The organism is Amycolatopsis sp. GA6-003 (assembly GCF_046267895.1).
Taxonomy (GTDB): domain Bacteria; phylum Actinomycetota; class Actinomycetes; order Mycobacteriales; family Pseudonocardiaceae; genus Amycolatopsis.
In genome coordinates this window covers 8,949,914-8,975,177 of sequence record NZ_CP176499.1, presented here as the reverse complement: position 1 = coordinate 8,975,177, position 25,264 = coordinate 8,949,914, and the positions used below count along the sequence as shown (strand labels likewise).

Here is a 25,264-nt window from a genome sequence, read left to right as displayed (position 1 = left end):
GCCCGCCTCCGTCCTCTTGTGCTTCGGAAATCCCGGCCCGGTCCGCGCCCGCGCAGCGGTGCGCTGATCCCGGTGCGGGACGACACGCCCTCTTCTTCCGTGCCGCCCGGGCTCCGCGTCGCGGCCGCGCTGTCGTGGCGCCTGCTGGTCGTGGCGGCGGCGCTCACGGCAGTCGGGTTCGTGGCCGCCAGGCTGGCTTCGGTGCTCGTCCCGGTCGCGGTGGCGCTGCTGCTGGCCGGGCTGTTCGCGCCCGCCGTTTCCTGGCTGGCGCGCAAAAAGGTGCCGCGCGGGCTGGCGACCGCGATCGTGCTGGTCGCCGGGATCGCGCTGGCCGGCGGCGTGGTCACGTTCGTGGTCGGCACCGTCAGCGCGGGGATGCCCGCGCTGCTCGACCAGGTCTCCGCGAGCCTGACCGAGCTGCACACGTGGCTGCGGACCGGTCCGCTCCGGCTGAGCCAGGGCCAGCTCGACGAAATGCTCGGCAACCTGACCTCGATGCTCGGCCGGAACAAATCGGCGATCGCCTCGGGCGCCCTCACCACCGCGGTCACCGTCGGGGAACTGCTCGCCGAGTTCCTGCTCACGGTGTTCTGCCTGATCTTCTTCCTCGCCCAGGGGAACACGATCTGGGCGTTCGTGCTGCGGGCGGCGCCCGCGCGCCTGCGCGACCGCGTCGACACCGCCGGGCGCAGCGGATTCACCACCCTGGCGCACTACATCCGGGGCACCGCCGCCGTCGCGTTCGCCGACGCCGCCGGCATCGGGCTGGGGCTGGTGATCGTCGGGGTTCCGCTGGCAGCTCCGCTGAGCACGCTCGTTTTCCTCGGCGCGTTCGTCCCCGTGATCGGCTCGGTGCTCGCCGGCGCGGTCGCCGTCCTCGTCGCGCTGGCGGCCGACGGCTGGCTGGCGGCCGTCGTCGTGCTCGCCGTCGTGGTCGGCGTCATGCAGGTCGAAAGCCATGTCCTGCAACCGCTTCTGCTCGGGCGGGCGGTCCGGCTGCATCCGCTGGCCGTCGTTCTCGCCCTCGCCGTCGGACTGGTCTCCGCCGGGATCGTGGGCGCCCTGCTCGCCGTGCCGCTGCTCGCCGTCTTCAGCTCGGGCGTGCGAAGCCTCGCCGCCGTCCCGCCGGACGACGCCGCTTCCGAGGAAAACGAACCGCCGCGGGTGTAGAATCAGGGTGCCGAGAGCATCTCGCGCGCCGGCAGCAGAGCGGGCGCCGTCCTCGGCTCCCTTCGTATCGGTCCCCCGCGATCGGGACGGGACAACGGCATGACGCCGGAACCGCGCGCCAGAACCAGCACGTCCTTCGCCCGCCCGCGCCCCGGCGCGTCTCCCGCGGCGGGCAACCGGCCCGGAACGACACGTCCGCTGTCCGAAAAGGACAGTCCGGCGCGGCGAACCGGAACGCGCGCCGGCGCGGATCGCGCTGCCGCCGGGGACGGACGGGGCGCGTCCGGCAGCGGGAACCGATCGCCGTCCCGCCGCGAGACGACAGGCACCGGCGACTCCGCCGCCGGATCTCGCGGAACCGGTCGCGCGCCCCGGCCCGGCCCGCCGTGACCGCGACCACCCCGCCGGTGAAAGCCCTCCTCGCCGACGGAGAGATCGTGTGGGTCCGCGGGCTGGAGCCGGGCGACATCACGGAGGTCCAGTCGCTGCGGACCCGGCTGTCCGGCCGCGACCGCGGACTCCGGTTCTTCGGGCTGGGCGACACGGGGCTGGCCGGGCTCGCGAAGCGGTTGTCCGCCCGCTCCGGCGTCGGCCCGACCTCGGTCGGATGTTTCCGGAACGCCCGGCTGGTCGGCGTCGCACAGTACGAGATCGTCGACGACCCGGCCGAGGCGGAGGTCTCCCTGATCGTCGACCGCCGCGCCCCGGCCCTCGGCGTCGCCACGCTGCTGCTGGCACAGCTCGTCTTTTCCGCCGAACACGAAGGCGTACGGATGTTCGTCGCCGGCACCGGCACGGAGGATTCGACGATGCTCGGCGTGTTCTCCGCTCTGGGCATCCCGTTCCGGGCCTGGCGGAACCCGCCTCCGCCAGGGACCGCGCCGACCGCTTGAGGTGCGCGCCGAGCCGGGTCCGCGGACGGCGGGTGCTGATCACCGCCGCTCGTACGTCGATCCACCCGTGCTGCGGGAATTCAAGCGCGACAACACGATCCGCCGAGCTCTCCGCACCGCCGCGCCGGGGCGGTCACCCCCGCAGCCGCAGACTGCCGCCCATCGCGGCGAAAGCGCGCCGCACGTGGCCGGGGAGTTCGCCCGGCGCGCAGTCGGGCAGCCATTCGTCCAGCGCGCACCGCCAGGCCGCGACGCAGAATTCGACCAGCAGCCGCAGTTCCAGGCTGGAATCGCCGAGCCGGCGCACGATTTCCGCTTCGGTTTCCGCGCAGTGCGCCAAGGTGTGCCCGTTCAGCGCCGGGGACTGGTCGATCAGCCGGAGCGTCGCGGGGAAACGCTGGTGCCAGTTCTCGTCCATCCGGTCGAGGGTGGCCAGCATCGCGTCGCGGAAGACGTCGGCCAGCGGCCCGGATTTGGCGGTCTCGTCCAGGACGTCGAGGTAGGCGCTCCAGAGTTCCTTGACCGCGGCGAGCGCGACGTCTTCCTTCGAGCGGAAGGTGCGGAAGAACGTGCGGCGCGACACCTCGACCTCGTCCAGCAGCGCGTCGAGCGGCGTGGCGTCGAAACCGCGTTCGCTGAAGAGCGCGACGGCGGTTTCCACCAGCGCCTGGCGGGTGCGCTGCTTCTTGCGCTCGCGCAGCGTGGGCGGTCCGGAGGCGGTCATCGGCCGCAGTCTACCGAGGACGCGGCGGTGGCGCATATGCTATACAGGGGCAAATGCCACACTGTGGCACATCGACTCCAGGGGGTTCCCGTGCGCGCACTCGTCGTCGACCATTCCGCGACGGCACATCTGTCCTTGACCGAGGTCGCCGATCCGGTCCCCGCGCCCGGCGAGGCGCTGATCCGCGTCGCCGCGGCCTCGCTCAACTTCGGCGAGGTCGAAGGCGCGACCGATCCGTCCGTTCCGGACGGCGCGGTGATCGGCTGGGACGCGGCGGGCGTCGTCGTCCAGGCCGCGGCCGACGGCTCCGGTCCCGCCGCCGGAACGCCGGTGGTCTCGGTGGGCACGGCGGGCTGGGCCGAATTGCGCGCGGTGCCGACGAACTTGCTCGGCACCGTCCCCGACGGTGCGGACCTGGGCGCGATCAGCACGATCCCGGTCGCCGCGCTGAGCGCCTTGCACGTGCTGCGCCGGATGGGCCAGGTCCTCGGGCGGCGGGTGCTGGTCACCGGCGCGTCCGGCGGGGTCGGGCGGTACGCGGTGCAGCTCGCCGCGCGGGCGGGAGCGGAGGTGGTCGCGATCAGCCGGGATCCCGGTCAGGAGGAGGGCCTGCGGGCTCTGGGCGCGCACGAGGTGCGCACCTCGATCGCGGACGTCGACCGGCCGGTGTCCGGGGTGCTGGACAACGTCGGCGGGCCGCACCTCGTGGCCGCCTTCGCCAAGCTGGAGGCGGGCGGCACGCTGATCGCCGTGGGCCGGTCGGCGGAGGCGGACGCCGTGCTGCCGCCGGAGGCTTTCCTGGGCACCGAGGGGCGCCACGACCGGTCGATCCGGACGTTCTTCCTGCTGGCCGACCCCGCCGCCGACTTCTCCGCCGACCTGACCTGGCTGGCCGCCGAGACCGCCGCCGGGCGCCTCGACCCGGGCATCAGCTGGCGCGGATCGTGGGAAAGGCACGCCGAGGCGGTGCGGGCGCTGCTCGACCGGCGGCTGCACGGCAAGGCGGTGCTGGAGATCGGCTGAGCCGGCGCGCCCGCCGCGGCGCCCCGGACCGGGTGCGCCCCGGCGGACGGCGTTAACCTGGCCTGAACCGACAGCGCGAGAACCACGGAACCCAGGTGAACCAGACCGGAGCACAGCCACCCGCCGGAACCCAGGCCATCCGCCGAGCGCTCGGCATCCTGCGGCTCCTGATGGACGAGGACGGGGAACTCACGCTGTCCGCGATCGCCCGCAAACTGGACCTCACGCCGGGCACCACGCACCGGGTCGTGGGCGCGCTGAGCGCCGACGGACTCGTCGCGCACAACCCCCGCACCGACAGCTACCACCTCGGTCCGGGCGCGATCCTGCTCGGCCAGGCCGCCCAGCGCGTGCACGGGCTCCAGCTCGCGCTGCCGGTCATCCAGCGGATCAACGCGGACACCGGGGAATCGGTCAACATCACGATCCGCGAGGGCAACGAATCGGTGGTGCTGCTGCGCGCGCAGTCGACGCTGCCGTTGCGCTTCGAGCAGCACCCGGGCGCGCGTTTCCCGTTGTACGCCACGGCTTCCGGCAAGGCGATGCTCGCCAATTCCCTCGACGCGGAGTCCTACCTGGCGAGCCTCCCGGAGCAGTTGCCCGCACTGACGCCGCACACCCTCGCCACCCGGGACGCCCTCGCCCTCGAACTCGCCGAAACCCGCGACCGCGGGTACAGCATCGACAACGAGGAAAACGTCGCCGGAGTGCGCTGCGTCGGGGCCGGGGTGCTGGACGAACGGGGGCTGGCCCGGGCGGCGGTGGTGATCCAGGTGCCGACGGTGCGGCTGCCGGAGGATCGGGTTCCGGAGCTGGGCGCGCTCGCGATCGAGGCAGCCAAGGAGATCGCGCCGTTCCTGCCGCCGGACCGGCTCACTCGCTACTGAGCCCCAGCGCCCGCGCCGTCAGCGACGCGAGATGCACCGGACGGCGCTCCGACAGCTGCCGAATCTGGGTGCGGCAGCTGAAACCGTCCGCGTGCACCACCGTGCTCTCCGGGGCCGCGCGCAACGCGGGCATCAGCTGGTGCTCCGCGACAGCGACGGAAACGTCGTAATGGCCCCGCTGGAAACCGAAGTTCCCCGCCAGGCCGCAGCAGCCCTCGCGCAGCACTTGCGTGTGCTCGGACAACCGGTTGAGCAGCCGCGAATCGGCGTCGTAGCCGAGGTCCGCGTGCTGGTGACAGTGCACCTGCGTGAGCACCGGGGCCGAGGACTTCTCCACCGCGGGCAGTTCCCTCTCCCCCACATGTTCGGCGAACGTCCGCACGCTGCGCTTCAGCACGGCGGTCCGCGGATCGTCCGGAAGCAGCTCGGAACCGTCCGAGCGCAGGGTGGCGGTGCAGCTCGGCTCCAGCCCGATCACCGGGATTCCCTGCCGCAGCCACGGATCCAGCGCATCGAGCGACCGGCGCAGGACCCGGCGGGCCGCGCCGAGCTGGCCGGTGCTGTGCCAGGTCAGTCCACAACAGACAGTCCGCTCCGGAATGACCACCTCGTGGCCGAGCGCTTCCAGCACCGCCACCGCGTCGCGGCCGACTTGCGGGTCGAAGAAATTCGTGAAGGTGTCCGGCCACAGCACGACCTTCGACCCCGACGGCACCCGCTCCCGGCGGCGGAACCACGCAGCGAAAGTCGGCGAAGCCAGCCGCGGCAGTTCGCGTTCGGCGGCGATCCCGCCGAGGCGGTTCAGGGCGGGCCGGAGCGGGCCGGACGCCACGGCGTTGATCGCGCGGGCGAACGGCGCGCCCAGCCGGAGCCAGCGCGGCAGCGCGCCCATCGTGTAATGCGACATCGGCCGGATCCGGCGTTCGTAGTGGCGGCTGAGGAATTCGGTCCGATACGAGGCCATGTCGACGCCGACCGGGCAATCGGATTTGCACGCCTTGCAGCCGAGGCAGAGGTCGAGCGCGTCGCGGACTTCCGGGGAACGCCAGCCGTCCTCGATGACGTCTCCGGCGAGCATTTCGAACAGCAGCCGCGCCCGGCCGCGGGTCGAGTGTTCCTCCTTGCCGGTGGCGCGGTAGCTCGGGCACATCATCCCGCCGGACGCCGAGACGCATTTGCCCACGCCGACGCATCGGCGGGAGGCCGCGGCCAGGTCGCCGTCGTCGGCGTGCAGCGCGAGCCGGGCGCGGGTCGGCAGGATCGGCGGGGCGACGACCGTGCGCAAATCGGCGTCGAGCGGGGCGGGATCGACGACCCGGCCGGGGTTCATGCCGTTCGACGGGTCGAAGGCTGCTTTGAAGCCGGCGAAGGCCCGCATCAGCCGCGGCGGGAACATCAGCGGCAGGAGTTCGGCCCGGGCCTGGCCGTCGCCGTGTTCGCCGGAGAGCGAACCGCCGTGGGAGACCACGAGTTCCGCCGCCTCGACCATGAACGACCGGTACGCTTGCTTCGCTTCCGGCGCGGCCATCGGGAAATCGATCCGCACGTGCAGGCAGCCGTCGCCGAAGTGGCCGTAGACCACGCCTTTGCGGCCGTGCTTGTCCAGCAGCAGGTCGAATTCGCGCAGGTACGCGCCTAGCCGGTCCGGCGGCACCGCGGAGTCTTCCCAGCCCGACCACGCTTCGGAGCCGTCGGCCAGCCGGGTCGCCAGGCCCGCGCCTTCCTCCCGGATCCGCCAGAGTTTCCGTTGCGCCACCGGATCTTCCACCACCAGCGCGGAAGCGCCGACCTGCGGCGCGCGAGCGGCGACCTGGCGCGCGACCGCCACCGCCTCGGCCGCGTCGGCGCCGCCGGTTTCCAGGTACAGCCAGGCCGTTCCCTCCGGCAAAGTGCTGCGGTCGCCGGGTTTCCGGGCATCGAGAGCGGCGACGAGACCGGCTTCGATGCCTTCCATGGTCAGCACCGGAAGGTCGAGCAGCGACGGGACCGCGTCGGCGGCGGCGATGCTGTTTTCGAAGCCCAGCACGGCGAGAGCGCGCGTCGCCGGGATCGGGGCCAGGTCGACGACCGCGCTGAGCATGGTCGCGCAGGTGCCCTCGGAGCCGACCAAAGCCTTGGCGACGTCGAAACCGTTCTCCGGCAACAGGTATTCCAGGTTGTACCCGGAGACTCGCCGCGGCAGTTTCGGATAGCCGAGCCGGATGTCGGCCAAGTATTCGTCGCGCAGGTCTCGCAAGCGGCGGTACAGCGCGCCGACCGAATCCTCGCGAGCGCAGAGTTCTTCCAGTTCGGCCGGGGAAGTCGGGCCGACCTCGAGCCGGGTCCCGTCGAGGAGGGCGATGTCCAGCGCGCGGACGTTGTCGACCGTCTTGCCCCAGGCCACCGAATGCGACCCGCAGGCGTTGTTGCCGATCATGCCGCCGATCGTGCACCGGCTGTGCGTCGACGGGTCCGGGCCGAACGTGAGCCCGTGCCCGGCGGCCCGTTCGCGCAGCCGGTCGAGCACGAGACCGGGTTCGACGCGCGCGGTGCGGGCGGCGGGGTCGAGGTCCAGCACGCGGTTGAGATGCCGGGTGAAGTCCAGGATCACCGCGCGGTTCGCGGCCTGCCCGCCGATGCTGGTCGCCGCCCCGCGCGGGAGGACCGGCACGCCGTGCTCGGCGCACACCTTCAGCGCGGCCACCACGTCGTCCGCGCTGCGCGGCCGGACCACGAGCAGCGGGACATGCCGGTAGTTCGACGCGTCGGTGGAGTGGGTGGCGAGCGTGGCCGGGTCGCCGGCGACTTCGCCGGCCACCGCCCGCGCGAGTGCTTCCTGCAGTGCCGAATGCGAACGGGCTCGGGCCGGCATGGGCGTCTCCTGGGAAATCGGGGGTTCACAGCGCCGCGGTCGCCGGGCTACCGTGAAGGCTCACCACATAGTGGATATAGCTTCCACATGTTGTCAACATCGACGTGAGGAGTGGTCTCCTTGACCGACTTGCCCCGCAACGAAAGCGTCTTCACCTGGGCCGCGCCCCCGCTGAAGTTCGGCGCCGGCGCGCTCGACGAGCTGGGCGCGGAGGTGGCCGCCCGGCAGGCCAGGTCGTGCCTGATCCTCACCGACCCGGGCGTCCGCGGCACCGGGATCCCGGACCGGGCGCTCGACTCGATCCGCGCGGCCGGGGTGAAAAGCGAGATCTTCGACGGCGTCGGCGTCGAACCGACCGACGCCAGCATCGACGAGGCGGTCGCCTACGCCCGCCAGGAGGACTGGGACTGCTTCGTCGCCATCGGCGGCGGCTCGGCGATCGACACCGCCAAGGCCGTCAACCTGCTGACCACGCACCCCGGGCAGCTGCTCGACTTCGTGACCCCGCCGATCGGCGCGGGCAAAGCCCCGTGGCTGCCGTTGAAGCCGCTGATCGCGGTCCCGACCACCGCGGGCACCGGGTCCGAGTCGACCACGATCTGCGTCGTCGACCTGCTCGGCCTGCACCTCAAGGCCGGGGTGAGCCATCCGTCGCTGCGCCCGTCGCTGGCGGTCGTCGACCCGCGCACCACGATCAGCCTGCCCCCGGCGGTGACCGCGGCCAGCGGCATGGACGTGCTGTCGCACGCGCTGGAGAGCTACACCAGCGTCGCGTTCGACGCGAAGCCCGCGCCGGAAGACCCGATGAAACGACCGGCGTTCTGCGGCTCCAACCCGATCAGCGACGTCTGGTGCGAAATGGCGCTTACCTTGGTGGGCAAGCATTTGCGCGCCGCTGTCCTCAATGGACGCGACCTGACCGCGCGCACCCAGATGGCGCTCGCGTCCACCTACGCCGGAACCGGGTTCGGCAACGCCGGCACCCACCTGCCGCACGCCAACGCCTACCCGATCGCCGGGGCGGTGAAGCAGTACCGCGCCGAGGGCTACCCGGAAATGCCGATGGTCCCGCACGGCCAGGCCGTGTCCGCGACCGCCGCCGAGGTGTTCCGCTGGACCTACCCCGCGGCGCCGGAACGGCACCTGCACGCCGCGCATCTGCTGTCCGGCGGCCAGACCTTCACCGCCACCGACGGCGCCGACGCCCTCCCCCACGTGCTCGCCGAGCTGATGGCCGACATCCAGATGCCGAAGGGGCTGCACGCGTTCGGTTACGGCGAGGAGGACATCGACACCCTCGTCGACGGCACCCTCAAGCAGACCCGCCAGCTGGCTGTCGTGCCCCGTCCGGTCACCCGGACCGCGCTCGAAGACATCTTCCGCCGCTCGCTGTGACCACCGGGAGTTATCAATGGCGACAACTCCGGAGAAAAGCACCGACGTCCGCCTCGTAGTCGCGTCCAGCGTGTTCGGCACGACCGTCGAGTGGTACGACTTCTTCCTGTACGGCACCGCCGCGGGACTCGTCTTCAACAAGCTGTACTTCCCCGGCTCCGATCCCCTGGTCGGCACCGTGCTGGCCTTCGCGACCTTCGCGCTCGGCTTCCTCGCCCGCCCGATCGGCGGATTCGTCTTCGGCCACCTCGGCGACCGGGTCGGGCGCAAGAAGATCCTCGTCGCGACCATGCTCATCATGGGCACCGCGACCTGTCTCATCGGGCTGCTGCCCGACTACCGGATGATCGGGCCGGCCGCGCCGATCATCCTGGTGGTCCTCCGCCTGGCCCAGGGCGTCGCGGTCGGCGGCGAATGGGGCGGAGCGGTGCTGATGGCCACCGAATACGCCCCGGCCGGGAAACGCGGTCTCTACGGCAGTTTCCCGCAGATCGGCCTGGCCATCGGGCTCACGCTGGGCACCGGCGTGCTGGCGCTGCTGAACGCGGTCACCAGCGACGAGGCGTTCCTGTTGTGGGGCTGGCGCATCGGCTTCCTGCTGTCGGCGGTGCTGGTGGTGGCGGGGCTGCTGATCCGGGTCAAGGTGATGGAAACCCCGGCCTTCCGCACCATGGCCGCCGAGGAGGGCACGGCCACCGTCCCCGCGGTCGAACTGGTCCGCGACCGGCTGTCCCGGCGGCACCTGCTGCTCGGCATGGGCAGCCGGTTCACCGAGGGCGTGGCCTTCAACGCGTGGGCGGTCTTCGTGATCTCCTACGGCAGCGGAACCCTGAAACTGGACCGGCAGCCGCTGCTGGTCGGCGTGATGATCGCGGCCGCGGTGATGGTCGTGTTCATCCCGGTGTTCGGCAAGGTGTCCGACCGGTTCGGGCGCCGCGGAACCTTCACGACCGGAGCCGTGACGACGCTGGTGCTGGCGATCCCCGCACTGGCCGCGCTGCACAGCGGCAATCCGGTGCTGATCACGCTCGCCCTGGTCGCGGTCCTGGGCATCAGCTACCCGGTGATGTACGGCCCGCAGGCGGCGTTCTACGCCGAACTGTTCCCGATTTCGCGGCGGTGCACGGGGATTTCCGTCGTGTACCAGCTTTCCGGCGTCGTGGCTTCGGGATTGACCCCGCTGATCCTCGCCTACCTCGCCGGGAAGACCGGGACGACCGGCATCCTGGTCTACCTCGCCGCGACGACCGCGGTCAGCGTCGTCTGCACGCTGGCGATCCGGCAGAGCGACCTGTTCGAGGACGACGAGCTGGCTCCCGCGCCGGTCAAGGAGGTTCCCCGGCTCACCTGAGCGACGGCGTTCCGGGCGGCCGGCCGCCGCCCGGAACGCCGATCGCCTCGAGAACCCGTTCCCGGTCGGCCTGCCTGAGGTACACGCAATGCCCCGCCTCGGGCAGGATCTCCACCTCCGCGTGCGGGACGAGCCGGCGGAGATTCGCCGCCGCGGCAACGGGATCGTGGACGACGCTGCGCCCGCCGAACAACGCCCGCAGCGGCGTCCGGATTCCGCGCAGTGCTTCGTCGGGCGGGCAGGTCTGGAACGGGATCCTCGCCCGGTAAGCCCGGATCCCGGCGACGACCACCTGCGCGGCGGGCTGGTCGAAGATGTCCTCGCCCGCGGACCAGGCCACGAAACGCCGCCAGTCGCGGTCGCGGTTCAGCACGATCGCCGCGAGAGCGCGGCGTTGCGCGGCGGCGGAGAACTTCGCGCCGACCGTCGTCGGGTCGAGCAGGCACAGCGCGGCGAGCCGGTCCGGGGCGTGGATCGCCTGGTTGACCGCGTGCCAGCCGCCGGTCGAGCCGCCGACGAGGCAGACGTCGCCGAGCCCGAGCGCGGCCAGGACGTCGTCGAGCCCGAGCGCACGGTCCCGGACGTCGGCGAACGGCCTGGTCTGCACGCTGCGTCCGGCCTCGCCGAGGGTGTCGACGGCGTAGACCGGACCGCTGAGCCCCGGGAGGAGCGGCGCGTAGCAGACCGAGGCGGCCATCAGGCCCGGCAGGAGCACGATCGGGCGGCCGCCTTCGCCGAAACGGTAGACGCGCGTGGTCCCGTGGCGGCAGGGAACGTCGAAAACCTCGTCCGGCCGCGGGCATTCCCGCAGCGCCTGCTCGTAGACAGCGAAATAGCGTTGCCGTGCCTCGGGGTTCTTGAACTGGCCGATCTTCTTCATGGACCGGAACGCTATTCCGCGCGCCTCCGGCCGGTCTTGGACGAAAGTAAGATGGCGGCATGACAGAGTGGTCGCTCGTCGTCCCGCGCCGGGAAATCACGGCCTCCCGGGGACGGCACTTCTTCGGGGGTTCGCGAGTCCCCGGCGTCCTGGACTACGCGGGCCACGAGTTCCCGGACTCCGCCGAAATGCCTTGGCGGGTAACGCCGTTGGGCGCGCTCACCCTGATCCTCGACTTCGAGGCTCCCCTCCGGTCGGTGCCCCGGTCGCCGGTCTTGGGGCTGCGGGACCGGCCCCTGCTCGTGTCGCAGGCCGGACCCGCGCGGGGAATCACGATCGCGCTGACCCCGCCCGCCGCGCACGCGTTGTTCGGCCTGCCGCTGCGCCTGCTGGCGAACGCGAGCGTCTCCGCGACCGACCTCCTCGGCCGCGACGCCGACCTGCTCGCCGATCAGCTGGCCTCCGCCCCCGACTGGCCCGCGCGGTTCGCCCTGCTCGACGCCTACCTGCTCCCCCGCATCCGCTCCGGCCCGGCCTTGGCGCGCCCCGTACACGCCGCGTGGCACCGGCTGACGTCCTCGGCGATCCGGGTCGACGCGGCAGCCGCCGAAGTCGGCTGGACCCGGCAGCATCTGACGGCCCGCTTCCGGGAGGAGATCGGCCTTTCGCCCCGGACGGTCGGACGGATCGCCCGCCTGCACCGCGCGGTGTCCCGGCTCCCGGCCGCGCGCTCGTGGGCGGAGTTAGCGGTCCTCTGCGGATACGCCGACCAATCCCACCTCAACCGCGATTTCCGCAGCCTCACCGGATGCACGCCCACCGAATACGTCACCGGCTAGCGCTGGACGCCTCGGTGAGCTGTTCCCGCAGCGTGCTCAGCGTCCGGGCCAGCAATCGCGACACCTGCATCTGCGACAGGCCGACCCGTTCCGCGATCTGGCTCTGCGTCATGTTCGAGAAAAACCGCATGACGAGAATCGCGCGTTCCCGTTCCGGCAAGGCGCGCAGGAGCGGTTTCAGCGTTTCCCGGTCTTCGAGCTTTTCGATTTCCGGGTCCTCGTCGCCGAGCGTGTCGGCCAGTGCGGTCGAGCCCGTGTCGTCGTGGGCCGGGTAGTCGATCGAGGAGGCTTGGTAGGCGTTGCCTGCGTGCAGGGCTTCGGCGACCTCGTCGAGGTCGAGGTCCAAGTGGTCGGCGAGTTCGCGCGCGGTGGGCGCGCGGCCCAGGCGCTGGCCCAGTTCGGTGGCGGCCTGGCCGATCCGCAGGTGGAGTTCCTTGAGCCGGCGCGGGACCCGGACCGACCAGGTGTGGTCGCGGAAGTACCGGCGGACCTCGCCCATCACCGTCGGGACGGCGAAGGCCACGAAATCCGTCTGCCGCGCCGGGTCGTAGCGGTCGACGGCGTTGATCAAGCCGATCCGCGCCACTTGCAGCAGGTCCTCGGACGGCTGGCCGCGCCGGGCGAAGCGGCGCGCGATGTGCTCGGCCAGCGGGAGGTGTTCCTCGATGAGACGGCGCCGCAGCCGGGAGTGCTCGTCGGTGTCCTCGGCGAGGTGGCTGATTTCCTCGAACAGCACCGCGCAGTGCCGGTAGTCGTCGCTGCGCCGGGTGCGGGTCATGGTCGCCGCGGTCATGCAGGTCCTCCTGACAGCCGAAGGGAACGTGACTCGGGGTGGTGCCCTGGTGCGCCTCGCCGACGCTAACCATCCTTAGTGGACAGTGCACGGCGCCGCAAGGCGAGCGGGCGGCGGATCGGCGCGCTCGCCCGGTCGTTGGGAAGCCGGAGCGTCATGGCCGGGTGGTACCCGCCCGGGCGCGAGATCAATCAGCCGCCCACCCGAATGGGGGCTCAAGCCGCGGCGCGCAAGCGCAGCAGAGTGGCGATTTCCGCAGGACTGCCCACTGAACGCAGGGTCGGCGGCGTCAGCTGCCCGATGCGGTGATCGTCCTCACGCAATGCGGTGAGGAACCGGACCAGCCGCGCGGGCGGCGGCGCGACGCTGTCGCCGCCGAGATACCGGATGACGATCAGGTCCTCGCCGGAATGGGTTTCCACCGCGGCCGACCAGCCGTGGACCTCGTCCCACAGCAGCGCGACGTCCCGGCCGGGGTAACCCGGGAGCCGGTCGTCGAGGGCGAGGTAGGCCGAGAGCGGCGAATCCTGGTCGACAGTGCGGGATTCCGGGCCGACCCCGAGTGCGCGCGCGACCTCGTCGAGGTAGCCGTACAGCGCGACGAGGACAGCCTGCGGATTGCTGGGCGAGAGGTGGGGGGTGGTGGTCACGAGTGCCTTTCTCCAGAAGAATCGGTGCTGGACCGCCAACGGCCGCGCAGCGAACGGTGATCGGTGCGGCTGAGCACACCGGAGGTGTCGCGCGTCCAGTGGCCGCCGCGGGAATCGGTGAAGGACAGAGCGGGAACCGCGGCTGCCGAGTACAAGTCGTCCAGGGGCAGCGCGTCCTCGCCGAAGGGCAGCGCGCGCACTGCGGTCGACGCGGGCGGGATGATCGCGAACCGGACGCAATGCGGTTCGTCCTCGTCCGGCCGCTCGACTTCCAGCGAGCAGTCGAACACCGGCGCGTCGCCGCTGTTGTGCGCGCACACCACGTAATCCTCGTCGCGGTCGTGCCGGGAGCCCTCGTCGAGCCACGCGGCGACCGACTGCGCTTGCTGCTCCTGGCGGACTTCCGCCTGGTCCTTCCGGTTGAGCAGCATGATCCACACGTACGAGGCGAACCCCAGCAGCGATCCCGCGCTCCCGATCGCCGACACCCAGGTCGCGGTCAGTTGTGATCCCATTTCGCGTCGGGTTCCCCGATCCGGCCGCTCGGCAAACCTCGTCCGGGAGAGGTTTGGACCTTCCCCGGGCGGGGTAGCAGGAACGCGGCGCGGAACCCGTTCCGCCTTGAGACTTTCGTTGCCGTGGGGACGCCGGTGGTGCCGAGACACCGCCGGCGTTTCTGCTGTCCACAATGGACAACCGGCGGTCAGGCCGCGAGCCAGGACGGGCAGGCGCCCATGCGCAGCGTGCGCCATTCGCCGGCGAACCTGTCCCGCAGCATCTTCGCCGCGGCTTCGTCACGGCCGTAGAGGAGCCCGAAGGTGAAAGTGTTCTGGTTCTCGCCGAAGCCGTCGATCGCGAAGTGCCGCAACGCCGCGCGGTCGACCACCGTGTCCTGATGTTTGCCCAGGGTCTGCTGCACTGCCTTGACATTTTTGCGCCAGGTGCGCAGCTTCTTGCCGAACACCGGATGGACCGCATCGGCGGCGTAACGGGCTCGCTTGGCCTTCTTCCGCACGTTGTGCAACGCCTGCTCCAACTCGGCGCCGCTGAGCCCTTCCGTCGCCGCAGCGGCCCGGTAAAGCTTGCGCGCCGTCTTGCGCAACGGCTTCCGCAAGGCCTTTTTGCGCACCGGAGGCATCGTGTCGAGCAGCGTGGCGATCGACTTCAGCAAAGTCGCATACCGGGTGCTGGACAACGCTTCGGTCGCGCGAGCCAGCCCGGTTTGGGAAGTGCGGGCGAAATCCCGCGTGAGGTATTGGCGCAGCGGCCCGAAAACCAGCTCCGACGGAACCTCGTCGAGACAAGCTTCGAGGCGAGCTTGGCTGACTTCGGCGTCCCGTGCCGGAGCGAGTTCGCCGCCCAGCCACTTCAGTTCCGCCGCGATCGCGGTGGCTTTCTTCTTTCCCGCCAAGGAGTTGAACGTCTGGAGCGCGCTGCGCAGCTTCCGCGCGGCCACCCGCAACTGGTGCACCGAATCTTCTTCCCCCAGCCGGAAACCGAGGTCAGCCCGGCGCAACCGCTCGAATTGCTCGCTCAAATACGCGGGCAGAACCTCGTCCGGGCCGCGCGCGCCCTCGGTCTCGTCTCCGAGCAGCCGTTGCAGTTTCGACGGCCACCAGGCGTTCTCGGCGCCGCGCTTCCGCAAGGTGCGATCAAGGCGGTCCAGAAGCCCGGGCGAGGAATCCGGCGCGAGTTCGACGTCCAGCTCGCGCCAGCGATCCAGCCGAAGTGCTTGTCCCCCCAGGAATTCCCCAGTGACATGGTCGTCCGCCAGCGTCGCCACCGTCCGGCCGGACTCGTCGGACCAGCGATGCGTGAAACGGTCCGTCCGCACCTGCGCGATCGGGCGCAGCTTCCGGTCCAGCGTGTAGGCGCGCACCAGCGGCGCGAACGAAGCGGGGCCCTCGCCGAGCGGAAACCGCAGCTCCTGGCCGGACGGGAAACTCAGGCACCACCCGGAATCGCTGCTTCTTCGCAGCGTGATCCCGGCTCTGGTCAACCGGAAACCCTTGGTGTCGTAATAGACAGTCTCCAGCGTCCGCTCGGCGGGAGCCTCCTGCGCGATCCCCTTGCCCGCCAGCCGCGGCACCCGCGCCTTCAGGCTCAGCTCGTACTTCCGTCCGGACTCAGCGCTCTTCATTCGCCCCTCCTTCAGTCGTTTTCCGCCGCACCGGCGACGCCCTCGGCGATCGCGGGCACCAGGCTCTCGTCGAACACGCTGGGCACGATGTGCTCCCGGTCGAGGTCGCCGCCGACGGTCCCGGCCACCGCGTGCGAGGCCGCGAGCAGCATCCGCGCGGTCACCCTCGTGGCGCCGGAATCGAGCAGGCCGCGGAACATCCCCGGGAACACCAGGACGTTGTTGATCTGGTTGGGCAGGTCGCTGCGGCCGGTCGCGACGATCTCCGCGTGCTCGTGCGCGTCCTCCGGATCGACCTCGGGATCGGGGTTGGCCAGCGCGAACACGATCGCCCGGTCCGCCATCCGGGCGAGGTCGTCCCCCTTGAGCAGGCCGCCGACGCTCACGCCGATGAAGACGTCCGCGTCCTGCAAAGCGTCTCGCAGGCTCCCCCGGACCGCGTCGCCGCGGTTGGTGTTCTCCGCGAGCCACTGCTTCTCGCCGGTCAAATCGCGTTCGCCGTGCAGGGCGCCCTTGCTGTCGCAGACCACGATCCGCTCCGCGGTGAAATCCGCCTTGAGCAGCAACCGGGCGATCGCCGAACCCGCCGCGCCCGCGCCGGAGATCACCACCGACGTGTCCCCCGGCGTCCGGTCGGTCAGCTTCAGCGCGTTGTGCAAGGCGGCCAGCACGGCTATCGCAGTCCCGTGCTGGTCGTCGTGGAAGACCGGGATGTCCAGCTCGTCGTGCAGCTGCCGCTCGACGGTGAAGCACCGGGGCGCGGCGATGTCTTCCAGGTTGATCGCGCCGAACGACGTCGCGAGGTCCTTGGCGGTGCGCACCAGGTCTTCCGGTTCGCGGCTGACCGGGCAGATCGGCCAGGCGTCGACGTCGGCGAACCGCTTCAGCAGCGCCGCTTTGCCCTCCATCACCGGCAGCGCGGCGGCCGGGCCCTGGTCGCCGAGCCCGAGCAGCGCGGACCCGTCGGACACGATCGCGACGGAGTTGCCGCGCACGGTCTCCCGCGCCAGCACCGACGGGTCCTCGGCGACGCGCTTGGCCAGCTCGGCGACGCCCGGCGTGTAGTGCTCGGCGAGGTCGCCGGCGCCGTCGAGCCGCACCCGGGTGGTGACTTGGATCTTTCCGCGACTGCTCATGGCAGCCGGATACCCGGCCGCGCGGCGGCGGAACCGTGCTCAGCCGGAGCTCCGCCCCCTGCCCTGGCTGGGCAGCTGCCGCATCGGGTGCGGGCGCAGATCCGGTCCCGGCGAGCATGATCGGGCGTTCCGGCCAGGTTGGCGTCCATCGCGGCGGTCAGCGGGGCGAGTCAGCTCAAGTTCCCGGCATTGAGGCTCCGAGTCCCCGCACGGCTCGCTGCCGCGATGCCCGGCGCCGGTCGCCCTGTGCTCAGTCCAGCACGAGGGCCGCGTCCGGTTCGGCCACCCGGAAGCTGAAGCTCTCCTCCAGGTACAGCGTGAGCGTCTCGGCGTCGTGGTGGCGGTAGCCGACCGAGAGGTCCTGGCCGAGTTCCAGCACGAAGTCCCCGCCGGACAGGCTCAGCACCACCGCGCCGGTCAGCCCCGGCGTCCGCTTGACCCGGCCGCCGCCCAGCGCGCGGCGGAGGTGGTCGAGCACGAGGAGGCCGCCGTGTTCGGTGCTCTCCACGATGGACGTGTAGCCCGCGGGGTTGATCGCGAGCGCGTACGGACCCTCGATTCCGTTGCACCGCAACGTGTTCACCGCGTTGGCCACGACGTGCGGGTAGCGTTCCGGGTCGGTGCCCAGCGTCCCGTGGTCGTACGGGCTCGCTTCGACGATCCCGGTGATCCCGGCGTCCGGCCAGCCGTGGAACACCGCGCGGTTCTCCAGCAGGCCGACCTGAGCGGCGGCCTGGTCGAGGTCGTCGAACTCCAGGTCGTCGGCGCCGCGTTCGGCGTCCTCGAGTTCCCTGCGCTCGACGGTGAACGGCACCCGCACCTCCACCAGCGGCAGCACCCGGCGCTGCCGCGCGAGGGTTTCGCGTTCGCGGGCCGCTTCCGGCGGGTCGATCCGCCGGGTCCGGCCGAGCGGCGTGGCGGAGTACTCCCAGCCGTGCGGGCCTTCGACATCGACCATCTTGCGCGCCGCCAGATGCGTCGTCAGCCGCTCCCGCGCCTCGTCGTCGATCTGCTTCCAGCCCTCGGCCGGAATCGGCGCGAGTTCGCGCATCAGGTGGTTCATCGTGCTCCCTCTCCGTCAGTCCTTCAGGCTGCCGATGCCCAGCGAACCGTCGTCCGGCGGCGTCTTCCCGGCTTTCCGCTCCTGCTCCGCGACGTAGCGCTCCGGGTCGACGTCCCCGGTGTCGATGCCCTTGGCGCCCTCGTGCTCGGCCTTGAACGCGAGGAACTTCCGGCCGAGTTCCTCGCGCAGGCCCGGATCCGCGTGCTTGCGGAAGTCGGCGAGCGCGTCGTCCTCCTCCTCGGCCATGTGCTCGCTGTTGGCGGTGCGGGCCTGCCGGACCGCCGCGTGCCAGGCGGCGCTGCCCGGCGGGTGGCGGCGGGTTTCGGCGACGGCGTCGCGGATGTCGTTGTGGTCGCCGACCGCGTCGAGCGTCTCGTCCTCGGCGTCCGCGCCGCGCTGGATCAGCTCGGGGTAGAAGACCGCCTCCTCGGCCGCCGCGTGCAGGTCCAGCAGGTCGGCGAGCGGTTCCCAGGCCCGCGCCAGCTCGTCCGGGCGGTCGAGGTCGTCCAGTTCCGCGAACGCCCGCCGGAACCGCTCGTGATCGTCGAGGATCAGGCTGGTGATGTCGGTCATGGCCCCCGACGTTAGCTCTCCCGGCGGCGGCGCGCTCGCCGTGTTTGCCCGGGGCCCGGTGCGGGTAAAGAGATCCGATGGCCGCGCGACAGGAACCGGGAGCCGAGCCGCCGGACACCGCCAGCCTCGGCAAGCTCCGCGAAGCCGCCCTCGAATGCCGCGGCTGCGGGCTGTACCGCGACGCCACGGAGACGGTCTTCGGCGCCGGAAACCAGCGCGCCGACATCTTCGCCCTCGGCGAGCAGCCCGGCGACCAGGAGGACCGGCGCGGCGAGCCGTTCGTCGGCCCGGCCGGACGGCTGCTCGACCGAGCGCTGGAAGACGCGGGGCTGGACCGCGGTTCGCTCTACGTGACCAACGCGGTCAAGCACTTCAAGTTCAAGCTGCGCGGCAAACGCCGGATCCACGAAAAACCGGCGCGGTCCGAGGTCGTCGCGTGCCGGCCGTGGCTGGTGGCCGAGCTGCGGGCGGTGCGGCCGCGGCTTGTCCTGCTGCTGGGCGCGACGGCGGCGCAATCGATGTACGGCAGCAGTTTCCGGCTCACCCGGCATCGCGGCGAACCGCTGGACCCGCCGGAAGAGTTCGCCGGCCTGTTCGCGTCGGCGGTCGCCACCGTGCATCCGTCCGCGGTGCTGCGCGCGCCCGACCGGGACGCCGCCTACGACGAGTTCGTCGCGGACCTGCGCGGGCTCTGACGTTTGCCCGCCGCGGCGAGGGGAATCCGGCCGCCATGAAAGCAGTGACCTGGCACGGCAAGCGGGACGTGCGAGTCGACGACGTCCCGGACCCGAAAATCGAGGAACCGACCGACGCCGTCGTGCGGGTGACCTCCACCGGCATCTGCGGCTCGGACCTGCACCTGTACGAGGTCCTCGGCCCGTTCATGACCGAGGGCGACATCCTCGGCCACGAGCCGATGGGGATCGTCGAGGAGGTCGGCGGCGCGGTGAGTTCGCTGAAACCCGGCGACCGCGTCGTGGTGCCCTTCAACATCTCCTGCGGCCGCTGCTGGATGTGCGAGCGCGGGCTGCAGTCGCAGTGCGAGATCACCCAGGTCAAGGACCAGGAAAAGGGCGCGGCGCTGTTCGGCTACACGAAGCTCTACGGCCAGGTGCCCGGCGGGCAGGCCGAGTACCTGCGCGTCCCGCAGGCGCAGTACGGGCCGATCAAGGTGCCCGAGGGCCCGCCGGACGAACGGTTCGTCTACCTGTCCGACGTGGTCCCGACCGCCTGGCAGGCCGTGGAGTACGCGGACGTCCCCGACGGCGGCTCCGTCGCGGTCTTCGGGCTCGGCCCGATCGGCCAGATGTGCGCCCGGGTCGCGCGGCATCGCGGCGCCGGCGAGGTGATCGGGATCGACCTCGTGCCGGAACGGCTGGCGCGGGCCCGCGCGCACGGCGCGACCACGCTGGACCTGCGCGACCACCGGCGGATCGGGGACGCGATCCGCGACCTCACCGGCGGCCGCGGCGCGGACTCGGTGATCGACGCGGTCGGCATGGAAGCGCACGGCGCGCCGATCGGGAAACTCGCGCACAACCTGGTCGCGCTGCTGCCGCAGACGCTGGGCGCGAAGGTGACCGAGAAGGCCGGGATCGACCGGCTGAGCGTGCTGTACGCGGCGATCGACAGCGTCCGGCGCGGCGGCACGATCTCGCTGTCCGGGGTGTACGGCGGGATGGCCGACCCGATCCCGATGATGGAACTGTTCGACAAGCAGATCCGGCTGCACACCGGGCAGGCGAACGTGCGGCGCTGGATCGACGACGTGCTGCCGGTGCTCACCGCGGACGGGGACCCGCTGGGCGTCGAAGGGTTCGCCACCCACAAGCTCCCGCTGGCCGACGCGCCGCGGGCGTACGACATGTTCCAGAAGAAGCTCGACGGGGTGCAGAAGATCCTGCTGGAACCGGCGGCGTGAGCACGGGGGCGTCCGGGCTCACCGGCCCGGACGCTCTTCCGCTCGCCGGGCCAGCCGCTCCCGCTGCGGGACGACGACGTACTTCGGGTCCTTTGTGGACTCCACCCCGGCCGCGTACACGCCGAACCGCGTGCACAAGCCGGACGCGAGATAAGCCGCCCCGGCAGCGACGCCCGCCGCGCGATTGCGCCGTGCGGCCAACGACAACGCTGCCCCCGCCGCGGTCAGCGCCTTCGCCGCCTTCAGCAAGCGCCCGGCCCGCCCGGTCCGGTACGGCTCCGAAGCCAGCCCCAGGCCGGTCTCGAGATGGTGCTCGGCAGCCAGTTCCGCCACCGCCCCGGCGAGTCCGGCGCGCACCACCGGACCGTTTTCCTTCCGTGGCACGGCAATCAGCGCGATCCCCGCCCCGCTGGTCAGCGCGCTGCCCGCGAACAGCACCGGCAGCGTCCCGTGCGCCTCGTGCCAGGACGGGGTCGCCGTGTCGGCCAGCAGCACCGCGGTGTAGGTGCACATCGCCGGGCCCAGCACGCCCGCCCCCGCTCCGGCCAGCCGGCCGAGTCGCGGGAAACGCCCGGTCAGCGTGGAAAACGCCGCCCCCGCCGCGAGACCGGAGAACGGCGACAGGATCCACGAACCCACCGACAGCGGAGAAGTCGGCTTGAGCACGCGCAGCATGTTCAGGAATCGCGTCGGCTTGCCGAGGTCGTGGATCAGCGCGACCACGCTGGCGATCGACCCGCCCGAAGCCGCCAGCCTGCCGACCTTGGCCAGCTCCGTCCGTCCGGTCGCGTCGGCGAGCGCGGCCAGCGACGCCGACGCTCCGGCCGCGCCGCCGAGGAACAAATACAGCGGGACGTCCGGCTGCTTCCAAGCCGGCTCCTTGAGGATCGGCCTGCCGTAGTAGGACCGGAATTCGGCGGGCTCGACCATCGCCCGTTCGCGGCGCGGGCTCATCGGCGCCGTCCCAGGAACGACACGACGAGCGCCGCGGCCACCCCGGCGGCGGTGGTCGCGGCCCGCTTCCACATCCGCGGCAGGTCGCGCGTCGTCACCACCGGGTCCGGCGGGAAGCCGTAGACCTCGGGTTCGTCCAGCAGCAGGAAGAACGCGCCGTCTCCGCCCACCCCGTCCTCGGGGTCGTGCCCGTAGAGCCGCGCCTCCGGCACGCCGTCCTCGTGCAGCGCCGTCACGCGGGCGGCGGCGCGTTCGCGGAGTTCGTCCAGTTCGCCGAACTGGATGGAATCGGTCGGGCAGGCCTTGGCGCACGCGGGTTCCATCCCCGCGCCGAGCCGGTCGTAACAGAGGGTGCACTTGAACGCGCGCCCGTCGCTTTCGCGTTTTTCGATCACCCCGTACGGACACGCGGGAACGCAGTAGCCGCAGCCGTTGCAGATGTCCTGCTGCACCACGACGGTGTCGAATTCGGTGCGGAACAGCGCACCGGTCGGGCAGACGTCGAGGCAGGCCGCGTGCGTGCAGTGCTTGCAGACGTCGCTGGACATCAGCCACCGCACGCCCGCTTCTTCCGGCGCTCCGACCGTCGGCATCCCCAGGTCGACCGCGGGCTGTTCGATGAACGCGACGTGCCGCCAGGTGTTCGAGCCGAGGTCGCCGGTGTTGTCGTAGGACAGCCCGAGCAGGTCCGGCGCGCTTTCGGCCTCCGGGACGCCGTTCCACTCCTTGCACGCGACCTCGCACGCCTTGCACCCGATGCACACCGACGTGTCGGTGAAGAAGCCCATCCGGGGCTGGGCGCCGTACTCAGCCATTCGCTCGCCTCCGGTACTCCGCCACGAACTCCAGCAGCGCCGGTCCGCGCGGCCGCCGTCCGGGACGGATGTCGCAGGTGGCCGCCTTGGCCTCCTGGATGTGCACGTTCGGGTCCAGCACGATCGACAGCAGGTCGTTGGCCGCGTCGCCGCGGGACAGGCCGTTCGGGCCCCAGTGATACGGCAGCCCGACCTGGTGGACGGTGCGGCCGCGCACCTTGAGCGGTTTCACGCGTTCGGTGACCAGCACGCGGGCCTCGATCGCGGTCCGCGACGAAACGATGGTCGCCCAGCCGAGGTGCTCGAGGCCGCGTTCGGCCGCCAGCGCGGGCGAGACCTCGCAGAAGAACTCCGGCTGCAGTTCGGACAGGTACGGCAGCGTCCGGCTCATCCCGCCCGCCGTGTGGTGCTCGGTGAGCCGGTAGGTGGTGAACACGTACGGAAAGACCTCGCTGCGCGGCGGGTTGTACTGGTTCACCGGGCTGTCCAAGGTCTGCCGCACCGGCGAGGACTGCTGGCCGTACAACGCGTTGCCGACCGGGCTTTCGAACGGCTCGTAGTGCGTGGGCAGCGGGCCGTCGGCCAGCCCGGCCGGGACGTAGAGCCAGGCTTTGCCGTCGGTCTGCATGATGAACGGATCGCGGCCGCTCAGCGCGTCCTGCGCCTTCGCCCCGTCCGGCGGGACGTAGCCGGGCGGCTTCGCCGGCTCGAAGTCCGGGACGTCCGGACCGGTCCACTTGGCTTCCGCGGCGTCCCAGTAGATCAGCTTCTTGCGTTCGCTCCACGGTTTCCCGTCCGGATCCGCCGAGGCGCGGTTGTACAGGATCCGCCTGTTCGCCGGCCACGCCCAGGCCCAGCCCGGAGCGATCCAGTCCTGTTCGGACCCGGGCTGCCGGTTCGCCGCGTGGTTGTGCCCGTCGGCGCGGACGCCGCAGTAGATCCAGCAGCCGCACGCCGTCGAACCGTCGCCCTTCAGCTGGGTATAGGCCGAGAGCGGGCCGTCCGGGCCGTGGCCGTTGATCTCCGCGAGCACGGACTCCGCGCTCGGGTCGTCCGTCGGGCCCTCGGTCGGATAGCTCCAGGCCAGGTCGCGCAGCGGGGCGTCGCGCTCGTCGCGGCCGGCGCGCTCCCGGATCAGCCTGCCCAGGTGGTAGTAGAACCACAGGTCGCTGCGGGCGTCGCCGGGCGGTTCGACCGCTTTGTGGTGCCATTGCAGCAGCCGCTGGGTGTTGGTGAAGCTGCCGTCCTTCTCGGTGTGCGCGGCGGCGGGCAGGAAGAAGACCTCGGTGCCGATCTCCTCGGGTTTCAGCTCGCCGGTCTCGATCTCCGGGCCGTTTTTCCAGAACGTCGCGCTCTCGATCAGCTGCAGGTCGCGGACCACCAGCCAGTCGAGATTCGCCAGCCCGAGCCGCTGGAACTTCCCGTTGGCCGACCCGACCGCCGGGTTCTCGCCGACCAGGAAGTACCCCTTGCACTCCCCCGCGATCTGCTTCTGGACCGTCGCGTAGGTGCCGTGGTCGCCGGTCAGCCGCGGCAGGTAGTCGAAGCAGAAGTCGTTGTGCGGCTGGGCGTTGTCGCCCCAATAGGCCTTGAGCAGGCTGACCGTGTACGAGCGCATGTTGCCCCAGAACCCGGTCTTGCCCGCGTCCGCCTCCACGAAACTGTCCAGGTCGAGGTGCTGGTGCGCGTGCGGCATCGGGAGGTAGCCGGGCAGCAGGTTGAACAGCGTCGGGATGTCGGTCGAGCCCTGGATGCTGGCGTGCCCGCGCAGGGCGAGGATGCCGCCGCCCGGACGGCCGATGTTGCCCAGCAGCGTCTGCAGGATCGAGGCGGTGCGGATGTACTGCGCGCCGACCGTGTGGTGCGTCCAGCCGACCGAATACACCCAGGCCGTGGTGCGGTCGCGGCCGGAGTTCGCGGTGATCGCCTCGGCGATTTCGGCGAACTGCTCGACCGGCAGGCCGCAGACGTCCGCGACGGCCTCCGGGGTGTAGCGGGAGAAATGCCGTTTGAGGACTTGGTAAACGCAGCGCGGATGCCGCAGCGTCTCGTCCCTCTTCGGCTTCGCGCCGATCGCCGCGCCGCCGCTGCCGTAGGACTCGGCGCGCGCGGAGCTTTGGTGCTTCTCGCCGCCGTGGTGCCCGCCCGGCTGCCCCGGGTCGCGGGCGCCCGCGGCCGGGCTCGCTTCGGCGTCCTCGTACGCCCAGGTCGAATTGTCGTACTGGCGCTTCTCCGGGTCGAAACCGGAGAACAGGCCGTCGAGGTCCTCGGTGTCGGCGAACTCCTCGGTGAGGATCGCGGCGGCGTTCGTGTAGGCCACGACGTACTCGCGGAAGTCCAGCTCGTGCTGCAGGACGTAGTTGATCAGGCCGCCGAGGAACGCGATGTCCGAGCCCGCGCGCACCGAGGCGTGGACGTGCGCGACCGCGCTCGTGCGGGTGAACCGCGGGTCGACGTGGATGATCTTCGCGCCGCGGGCCTTCGCCTCCATCACCCACTGGAACCCGACCGGATGGCATTCGGCCATGTTCGAGCCCTGGACGACGATGCAGTCGGCGTTGGCGAGGTCCTGCTGGAACGTCGTGGCGCCGCCACGGCCGAAGGAGGTCCCCAGACCGGGAACCGTGGCGGAGTGTCAAATACGGGCCTGATTTTCGATCTGTATCGCGCCGAGCGCGGTGTACAGCTTCTTCATCAGGTAGTTCTCTTCGTTGTCCAGCGTCGCGCCGCCGAGGCTCGCGAAGCCGAGCGTGCGGTTGAGCTTGCGGCCCTGGTCGTCGGAGTCCTGCCAGGTTTCGGCACGCGTCTTGAGCACCCGGTCGGCGATCATGTCCATCGCCTGGTCGAGGGACAGCCGTTCCCAGTCGGCGCCGTACGGGCGGCGGTAGAGGACTTCGGTGACGCGGCTCGGGCTGGTCACGAGCTGCTTGCTGGCCGACCCCTTCGGGCACAGCCTGCCGCGGGAGATCGGCGAATCCGGGTCGCCTTCGATCTGGGTGACCGCGCCGTCCTTGACGTACACCTTCTGCCCGCAGCCGACCGCGCAATACGGGCAGATCGAACGGACTACCTTGTCCGCGTCCTCGGTGCGGGCGTGCCAGTTTTCCGAGCCGCGGGATTTGGCCGCCGCGCCGCGCGCGGTGCGGTCGGGACCGGCCAGCTGCCGGTACACCGGCCAGCCTTCGATCCACTGCCGCATGCCCATG

22 protein-coding genes are annotated in these 25,264 nt (G+C 71.3%); 9 read left to right on the top strand and 13 right to left on the bottom strand.

Annotation, left to right across the window (positions count from 1 at the left end; translation table 11 throughout):
* Positions 1–72 precede the first annotated feature (72 nt).
* Positions 73–1,170, top strand: a complete 1,098-nt coding sequence (locus tag F9C12_RS40600; protein WP_409179614.1) for an AI-2E family transporter — start codon at positions 73–75, stop codon at positions 1,168–1,170.
* A gap of 386 nt (positions 1,171–1,556) precedes the next feature.
* Entirely contained in the window at positions 1,557–2,063 is a 507-nt protein-coding gene (locus F9C12_RS40595; protein WP_409463995.1) for a GNAT family N-acetyltransferase, read from the top strand.
* A 133-nt stretch (positions 2,064–2,196) separates the two neighbouring features.
* On the opposite strand, the gene F9C12_RS40590 is transcribed toward F9C12_RS40595, so the two are convergent.
* Positions 2,197–2,787: a TetR/AcrR family transcriptional regulator gene (locus F9C12_RS40590; RefSeq protein WP_409463994.1), complete on the bottom strand. Its 591-nt coding sequence runs from the start codon at positions 2,785–2,787 to the stop codon at positions 2,197–2,199.
* A gap of 90 nt (positions 2,788–2,877) precedes the next feature.
* Here F9C12_RS40590 and F9C12_RS40585 point away from each other — a divergent pair, with 90 nt between their 5' ends.
* Entirely contained in the window at positions 2,878–3,810 is a 933-nt protein-coding gene (locus F9C12_RS40585) for a zinc-binding dehydrogenase (protein ID WP_409463993.1), read from the top strand.
* Between the two features lie 95 nt (positions 3,811–3,905).
* On the top strand, positions 3,906–4,697 hold the full coding sequence (locus F9C12_RS40580; protein WP_409179610.1) for an IclR family transcriptional regulator: 792 nt from the start codon (positions 3,906–3,908) through the stop codon (positions 4,695–4,697).
* On the opposite strand, the gene F9C12_RS40575 is transcribed toward F9C12_RS40580, so the two are convergent.
* Positions 4,684–7,548: an FAD-binding and (Fe-S)-binding domain-containing protein gene (locus tag F9C12_RS40575; protein WP_409463992.1), complete on the bottom strand. Its 2,865-nt coding sequence runs from the start codon at positions 7,546–7,548 to the stop codon at positions 4,684–4,686. The genes F9C12_RS40580 and F9C12_RS40575 overlap by 14 nt on opposite strands.
* Positions 7,549–7,668: 120 nt before the next feature.
* Here F9C12_RS40575 and F9C12_RS40570 point away from each other — a divergent pair, with 120 nt between their 5' ends.
* Positions 7,669–8,943, top strand: coding sequence for a hydroxyacid-oxoacid transhydrogenase (locus F9C12_RS40570; RefSeq protein ID WP_409463991.1), 1,275 nt, complete (start codon positions 7,669–7,671; stop codon positions 8,941–8,943).
* Positions 8,944–8,959: 16 nt separating this feature from the next.
* Positions 8,960–10,294 carry an MFS transporter gene (locus tag F9C12_RS40565; protein WP_409463990.1) on the top strand — a complete coding sequence of 445 codons (1,335 nt, stop codon included), beginning with the start codon at positions 8,960–8,962 and terminating at the stop codon, positions 10,292–10,294.
* Here the strand turns inward: F9C12_RS40565 and F9C12_RS40560 are convergent.
* Complete coding sequence (locus F9C12_RS40560) at positions 10,287–11,174, bottom strand: alpha/beta fold hydrolase (RefSeq protein WP_409463989.1); 888 nt, start codon at positions 11,172–11,174, stop codon at positions 10,287–10,289. The two genes, F9C12_RS40565 and F9C12_RS40560, sit on opposite strands and share 8 nt — an antisense overlap.
* 59 nt (positions 11,175–11,233) lie before the next feature.
* Between F9C12_RS40560 and F9C12_RS40555 the strand changes: the two genes are divergently transcribed.
* Positions 11,234–12,013 (top strand): helix-turn-helix domain-containing protein, encoded by a 780-nt coding sequence (locus F9C12_RS40555; RefSeq protein WP_409463988.1) that lies wholly within the window; start codon positions 11,234–11,236, stop codon positions 12,011–12,013.
* On the opposite strand, the gene F9C12_RS40550 is transcribed toward F9C12_RS40555, so the two are convergent.
* The 7 genes from F9C12_RS40550 to F9C12_RS40520 all read right to left on the bottom strand — a co-directional run bounded on the left by F9C12_RS40550 (position 12,003) and on the right by F9C12_RS40520 (position 18,368).
* Complete coding sequence (locus F9C12_RS40550) at positions 12,003–12,806, bottom strand: SigB/SigF/SigG family RNA polymerase sigma factor (RefSeq protein ID WP_409463987.1); 804 nt, start codon at positions 12,804–12,806, stop codon at positions 12,003–12,005. The two genes, F9C12_RS40555 and F9C12_RS40550, sit on opposite strands and share 11 nt — an antisense overlap.
* Before the next feature lie 215 nt (positions 12,807–13,021).
* The gene (locus F9C12_RS40545) at positions 13,022–13,456 is read right to left on the bottom strand and encodes a DUF6292 family protein (protein ID WP_409179602.1); all 435 of its coding nucleotides are present in this window, start codon (positions 13,454–13,456) and stop codon (positions 13,022–13,024) included.
* Complete coding sequence (locus F9C12_RS40540; RefSeq protein ID WP_409463986.1) at positions 13,453–13,971, bottom strand: hypothetical protein; 519 nt, start codon at positions 13,969–13,971, stop codon at positions 13,453–13,455. Before F9C12_RS40540 ends, F9C12_RS40545 begins: the two co-directional genes overlap by 4 nt.
* Before the next feature lie 188 nt (positions 13,972–14,159).
* A complete protein-coding gene (locus tag F9C12_RS40535) occupies positions 14,160–15,596 on the bottom strand; it encodes a CHAD domain-containing protein (protein ID WP_409463985.1) in 1,437 nt (478 codons plus the stop codon).
* Between the two features lie 11 nt (positions 15,597–15,607).
* Entirely contained in the window at positions 15,608–16,732 is a 1,125-nt protein-coding gene (locus F9C12_RS40530; RefSeq protein ID WP_409463984.1) for an NADP-dependent malic enzyme, read from the bottom strand.
* Positions 16,733–16,982: 250 nt separating this feature from the next.
* A complete protein-coding gene (locus F9C12_RS40525; RefSeq protein WP_409463983.1) occupies positions 16,983–17,795 on the bottom strand; it encodes a family 1 encapsulin nanocompartment shell protein in 813 nt (270 codons plus the stop codon).
* 15 nt (positions 17,796–17,810) lie between these two features.
* On the bottom strand, positions 17,811–18,368 hold the full coding sequence (locus F9C12_RS40520) for a hemerythrin domain-containing protein (RefSeq protein ID WP_409179597.1): 558 nt from the start codon (positions 18,366–18,368) through the stop codon (positions 17,811–17,813).
* Positions 18,369–18,445: 77 nt separating this feature from the next.
* On the opposite strand from F9C12_RS40520, the gene F9C12_RS40515 reads away from it, so the two are divergent.
* Both F9C12_RS40515 and F9C12_RS40510 read left to right on the top strand, forming a co-directional pair.
* Positions 18,446–19,063, top strand: coding sequence for a UdgX family uracil-DNA binding protein (locus tag F9C12_RS40515; protein ID WP_409463982.1), 618 nt, complete (start codon positions 18,446–18,448; stop codon positions 19,061–19,063).
* A 35-nt stretch (positions 19,064–19,098) separates the two neighbouring features.
* On the top strand, positions 19,099–20,289 hold the full coding sequence (locus F9C12_RS40510) for a zinc-dependent alcohol dehydrogenase (RefSeq protein WP_409179595.1): 1,191 nt from the start codon (positions 19,099–19,101) through the stop codon (positions 20,287–20,289).
* 18 nt (positions 20,290–20,307) lie between these two features.
* Here F9C12_RS40510 and nrfD read toward each other — a convergent pair whose 3' ends face one another.
* From nrfD to fdh, 3 genes are read right to left on the bottom strand one after another with little or no spacing between them, the layout of a single operon-like run.
* Complete coding sequence (gene nrfD, locus F9C12_RS40505; protein ID WP_409463981.1) at positions 20,308–21,243, bottom strand: NrfD/PsrC family molybdoenzyme membrane anchor subunit; 936 nt, start codon at positions 21,241–21,243, stop codon at positions 20,308–20,310.
* On the bottom strand, positions 21,240–22,058 hold the full coding sequence (locus F9C12_RS40500) for a 4Fe-4S dicluster domain-containing protein (RefSeq protein WP_409463980.1): 819 nt from the start codon (positions 22,056–22,058) through the stop codon (positions 21,240–21,242). The genes nrfD and F9C12_RS40500 overlap by 4 nt, the downstream gene beginning before the upstream one ends.
* On the bottom strand, positions 22,051–25,263 hold the full coding sequence (gene fdh / locus F9C12_RS40495) for a formate dehydrogenase (RefSeq protein WP_409463979.1): 3,213 nt from the start codon (positions 25,261–25,263) through the stop codon (positions 22,051–22,053). Before fdh ends, F9C12_RS40500 begins: the two co-directional genes overlap by 8 nt.
* Position 25,264 lies beyond the last annotated feature (1 nt).

Coding starts and splice junctions, on each gene's coding strand:
- F9C12_RS40590 (WP_409463994.1), bottom strand. CDS start 2,787: ATGACCGCCTCCGGACCGCCCACGCTGCGCGAGCGCAAGAAGCAGCGC.
- F9C12_RS40575 (WP_409463992.1), bottom strand. CDS start 7,548: ATGCCGGCCCGAGCCCGTTCGCATTCGGCACTGCAGGAAGCACTCGCG.
- F9C12_RS40565 (WP_409463990.1), top strand. CDS start 8,960: ATGGCGACAACTCCGGAGAAAAGCACCGACGTCCGCCTCGTAGTCGCG.
- F9C12_RS40560 (WP_409463989.1), bottom strand. CDS start 11,174: ATGAAGAAGATCGGCCAGTTCAAGAACCCCGAGGCACGGCAACGCTAT.
- F9C12_RS40555 (WP_409463988.1), top strand. CDS start 11,234: ATGACAGAGTGGTCGCTCGTCGTCCCGCGCCGGGAAATCACGGCCTCC.
- F9C12_RS40550 (WP_409463987.1), bottom strand. CDS start 12,806: ATGACCGCGGCGACCATGACCCGCACCCGGCGCAGCGACGACTACCGG.
- F9C12_RS40540 (WP_409463986.1), bottom strand. CDS start 13,971: ATGGGATCACAACTGACCGCGACCTGGGTGTCGGCGATCGGGAGCGCG.
- F9C12_RS40535 (WP_409463985.1), bottom strand. CDS start 15,596: ATGAAGAGCGCTGAGTCCGGACGGAAGTACGAGCTGAGCCTGAAGGCG.
- F9C12_RS40530 (WP_409463984.1), bottom strand. CDS start 16,732: ATGAGCAGTCGCGGAAAGATCCAAGTCACCACCCGGGTGCGGCTCGAC.
- F9C12_RS40525 (WP_409463983.1), bottom strand. CDS start 17,795: ATGAACCACCTGATGCGCGAACTCGCGCCGATTCCGGCCGAGGGCTGG.
- F9C12_RS40520 (WP_409179597.1), bottom strand. CDS start 18,368: ATGACCGACATCACCAGCCTGATCCTCGACGATCACGAGCGGTTCCGG.
- F9C12_RS40515 (WP_409463982.1), top strand. CDS start 18,446: ATGGCCGCGCGACAGGAACCGGGAGCCGAGCCGCCGGACACCGCCAGC.
- F9C12_RS40510 (WP_409179595.1), top strand. CDS start 19,099: ATGAAAGCAGTGACCTGGCACGGCAAGCGGGACGTGCGAGTCGACGAC.
- nrfD (WP_409463981.1), bottom strand. CDS start 21,243: ATGAGCCCGCGCCGCGAACGGGCGATGGTCGAGCCCGCCGAATTCCGG.
- F9C12_RS40500 (WP_409463980.1), bottom strand. CDS start 22,058: ATGGCTGAGTACGGCGCCCAGCCCCGGATGGGCTTCTTCACCGACACG.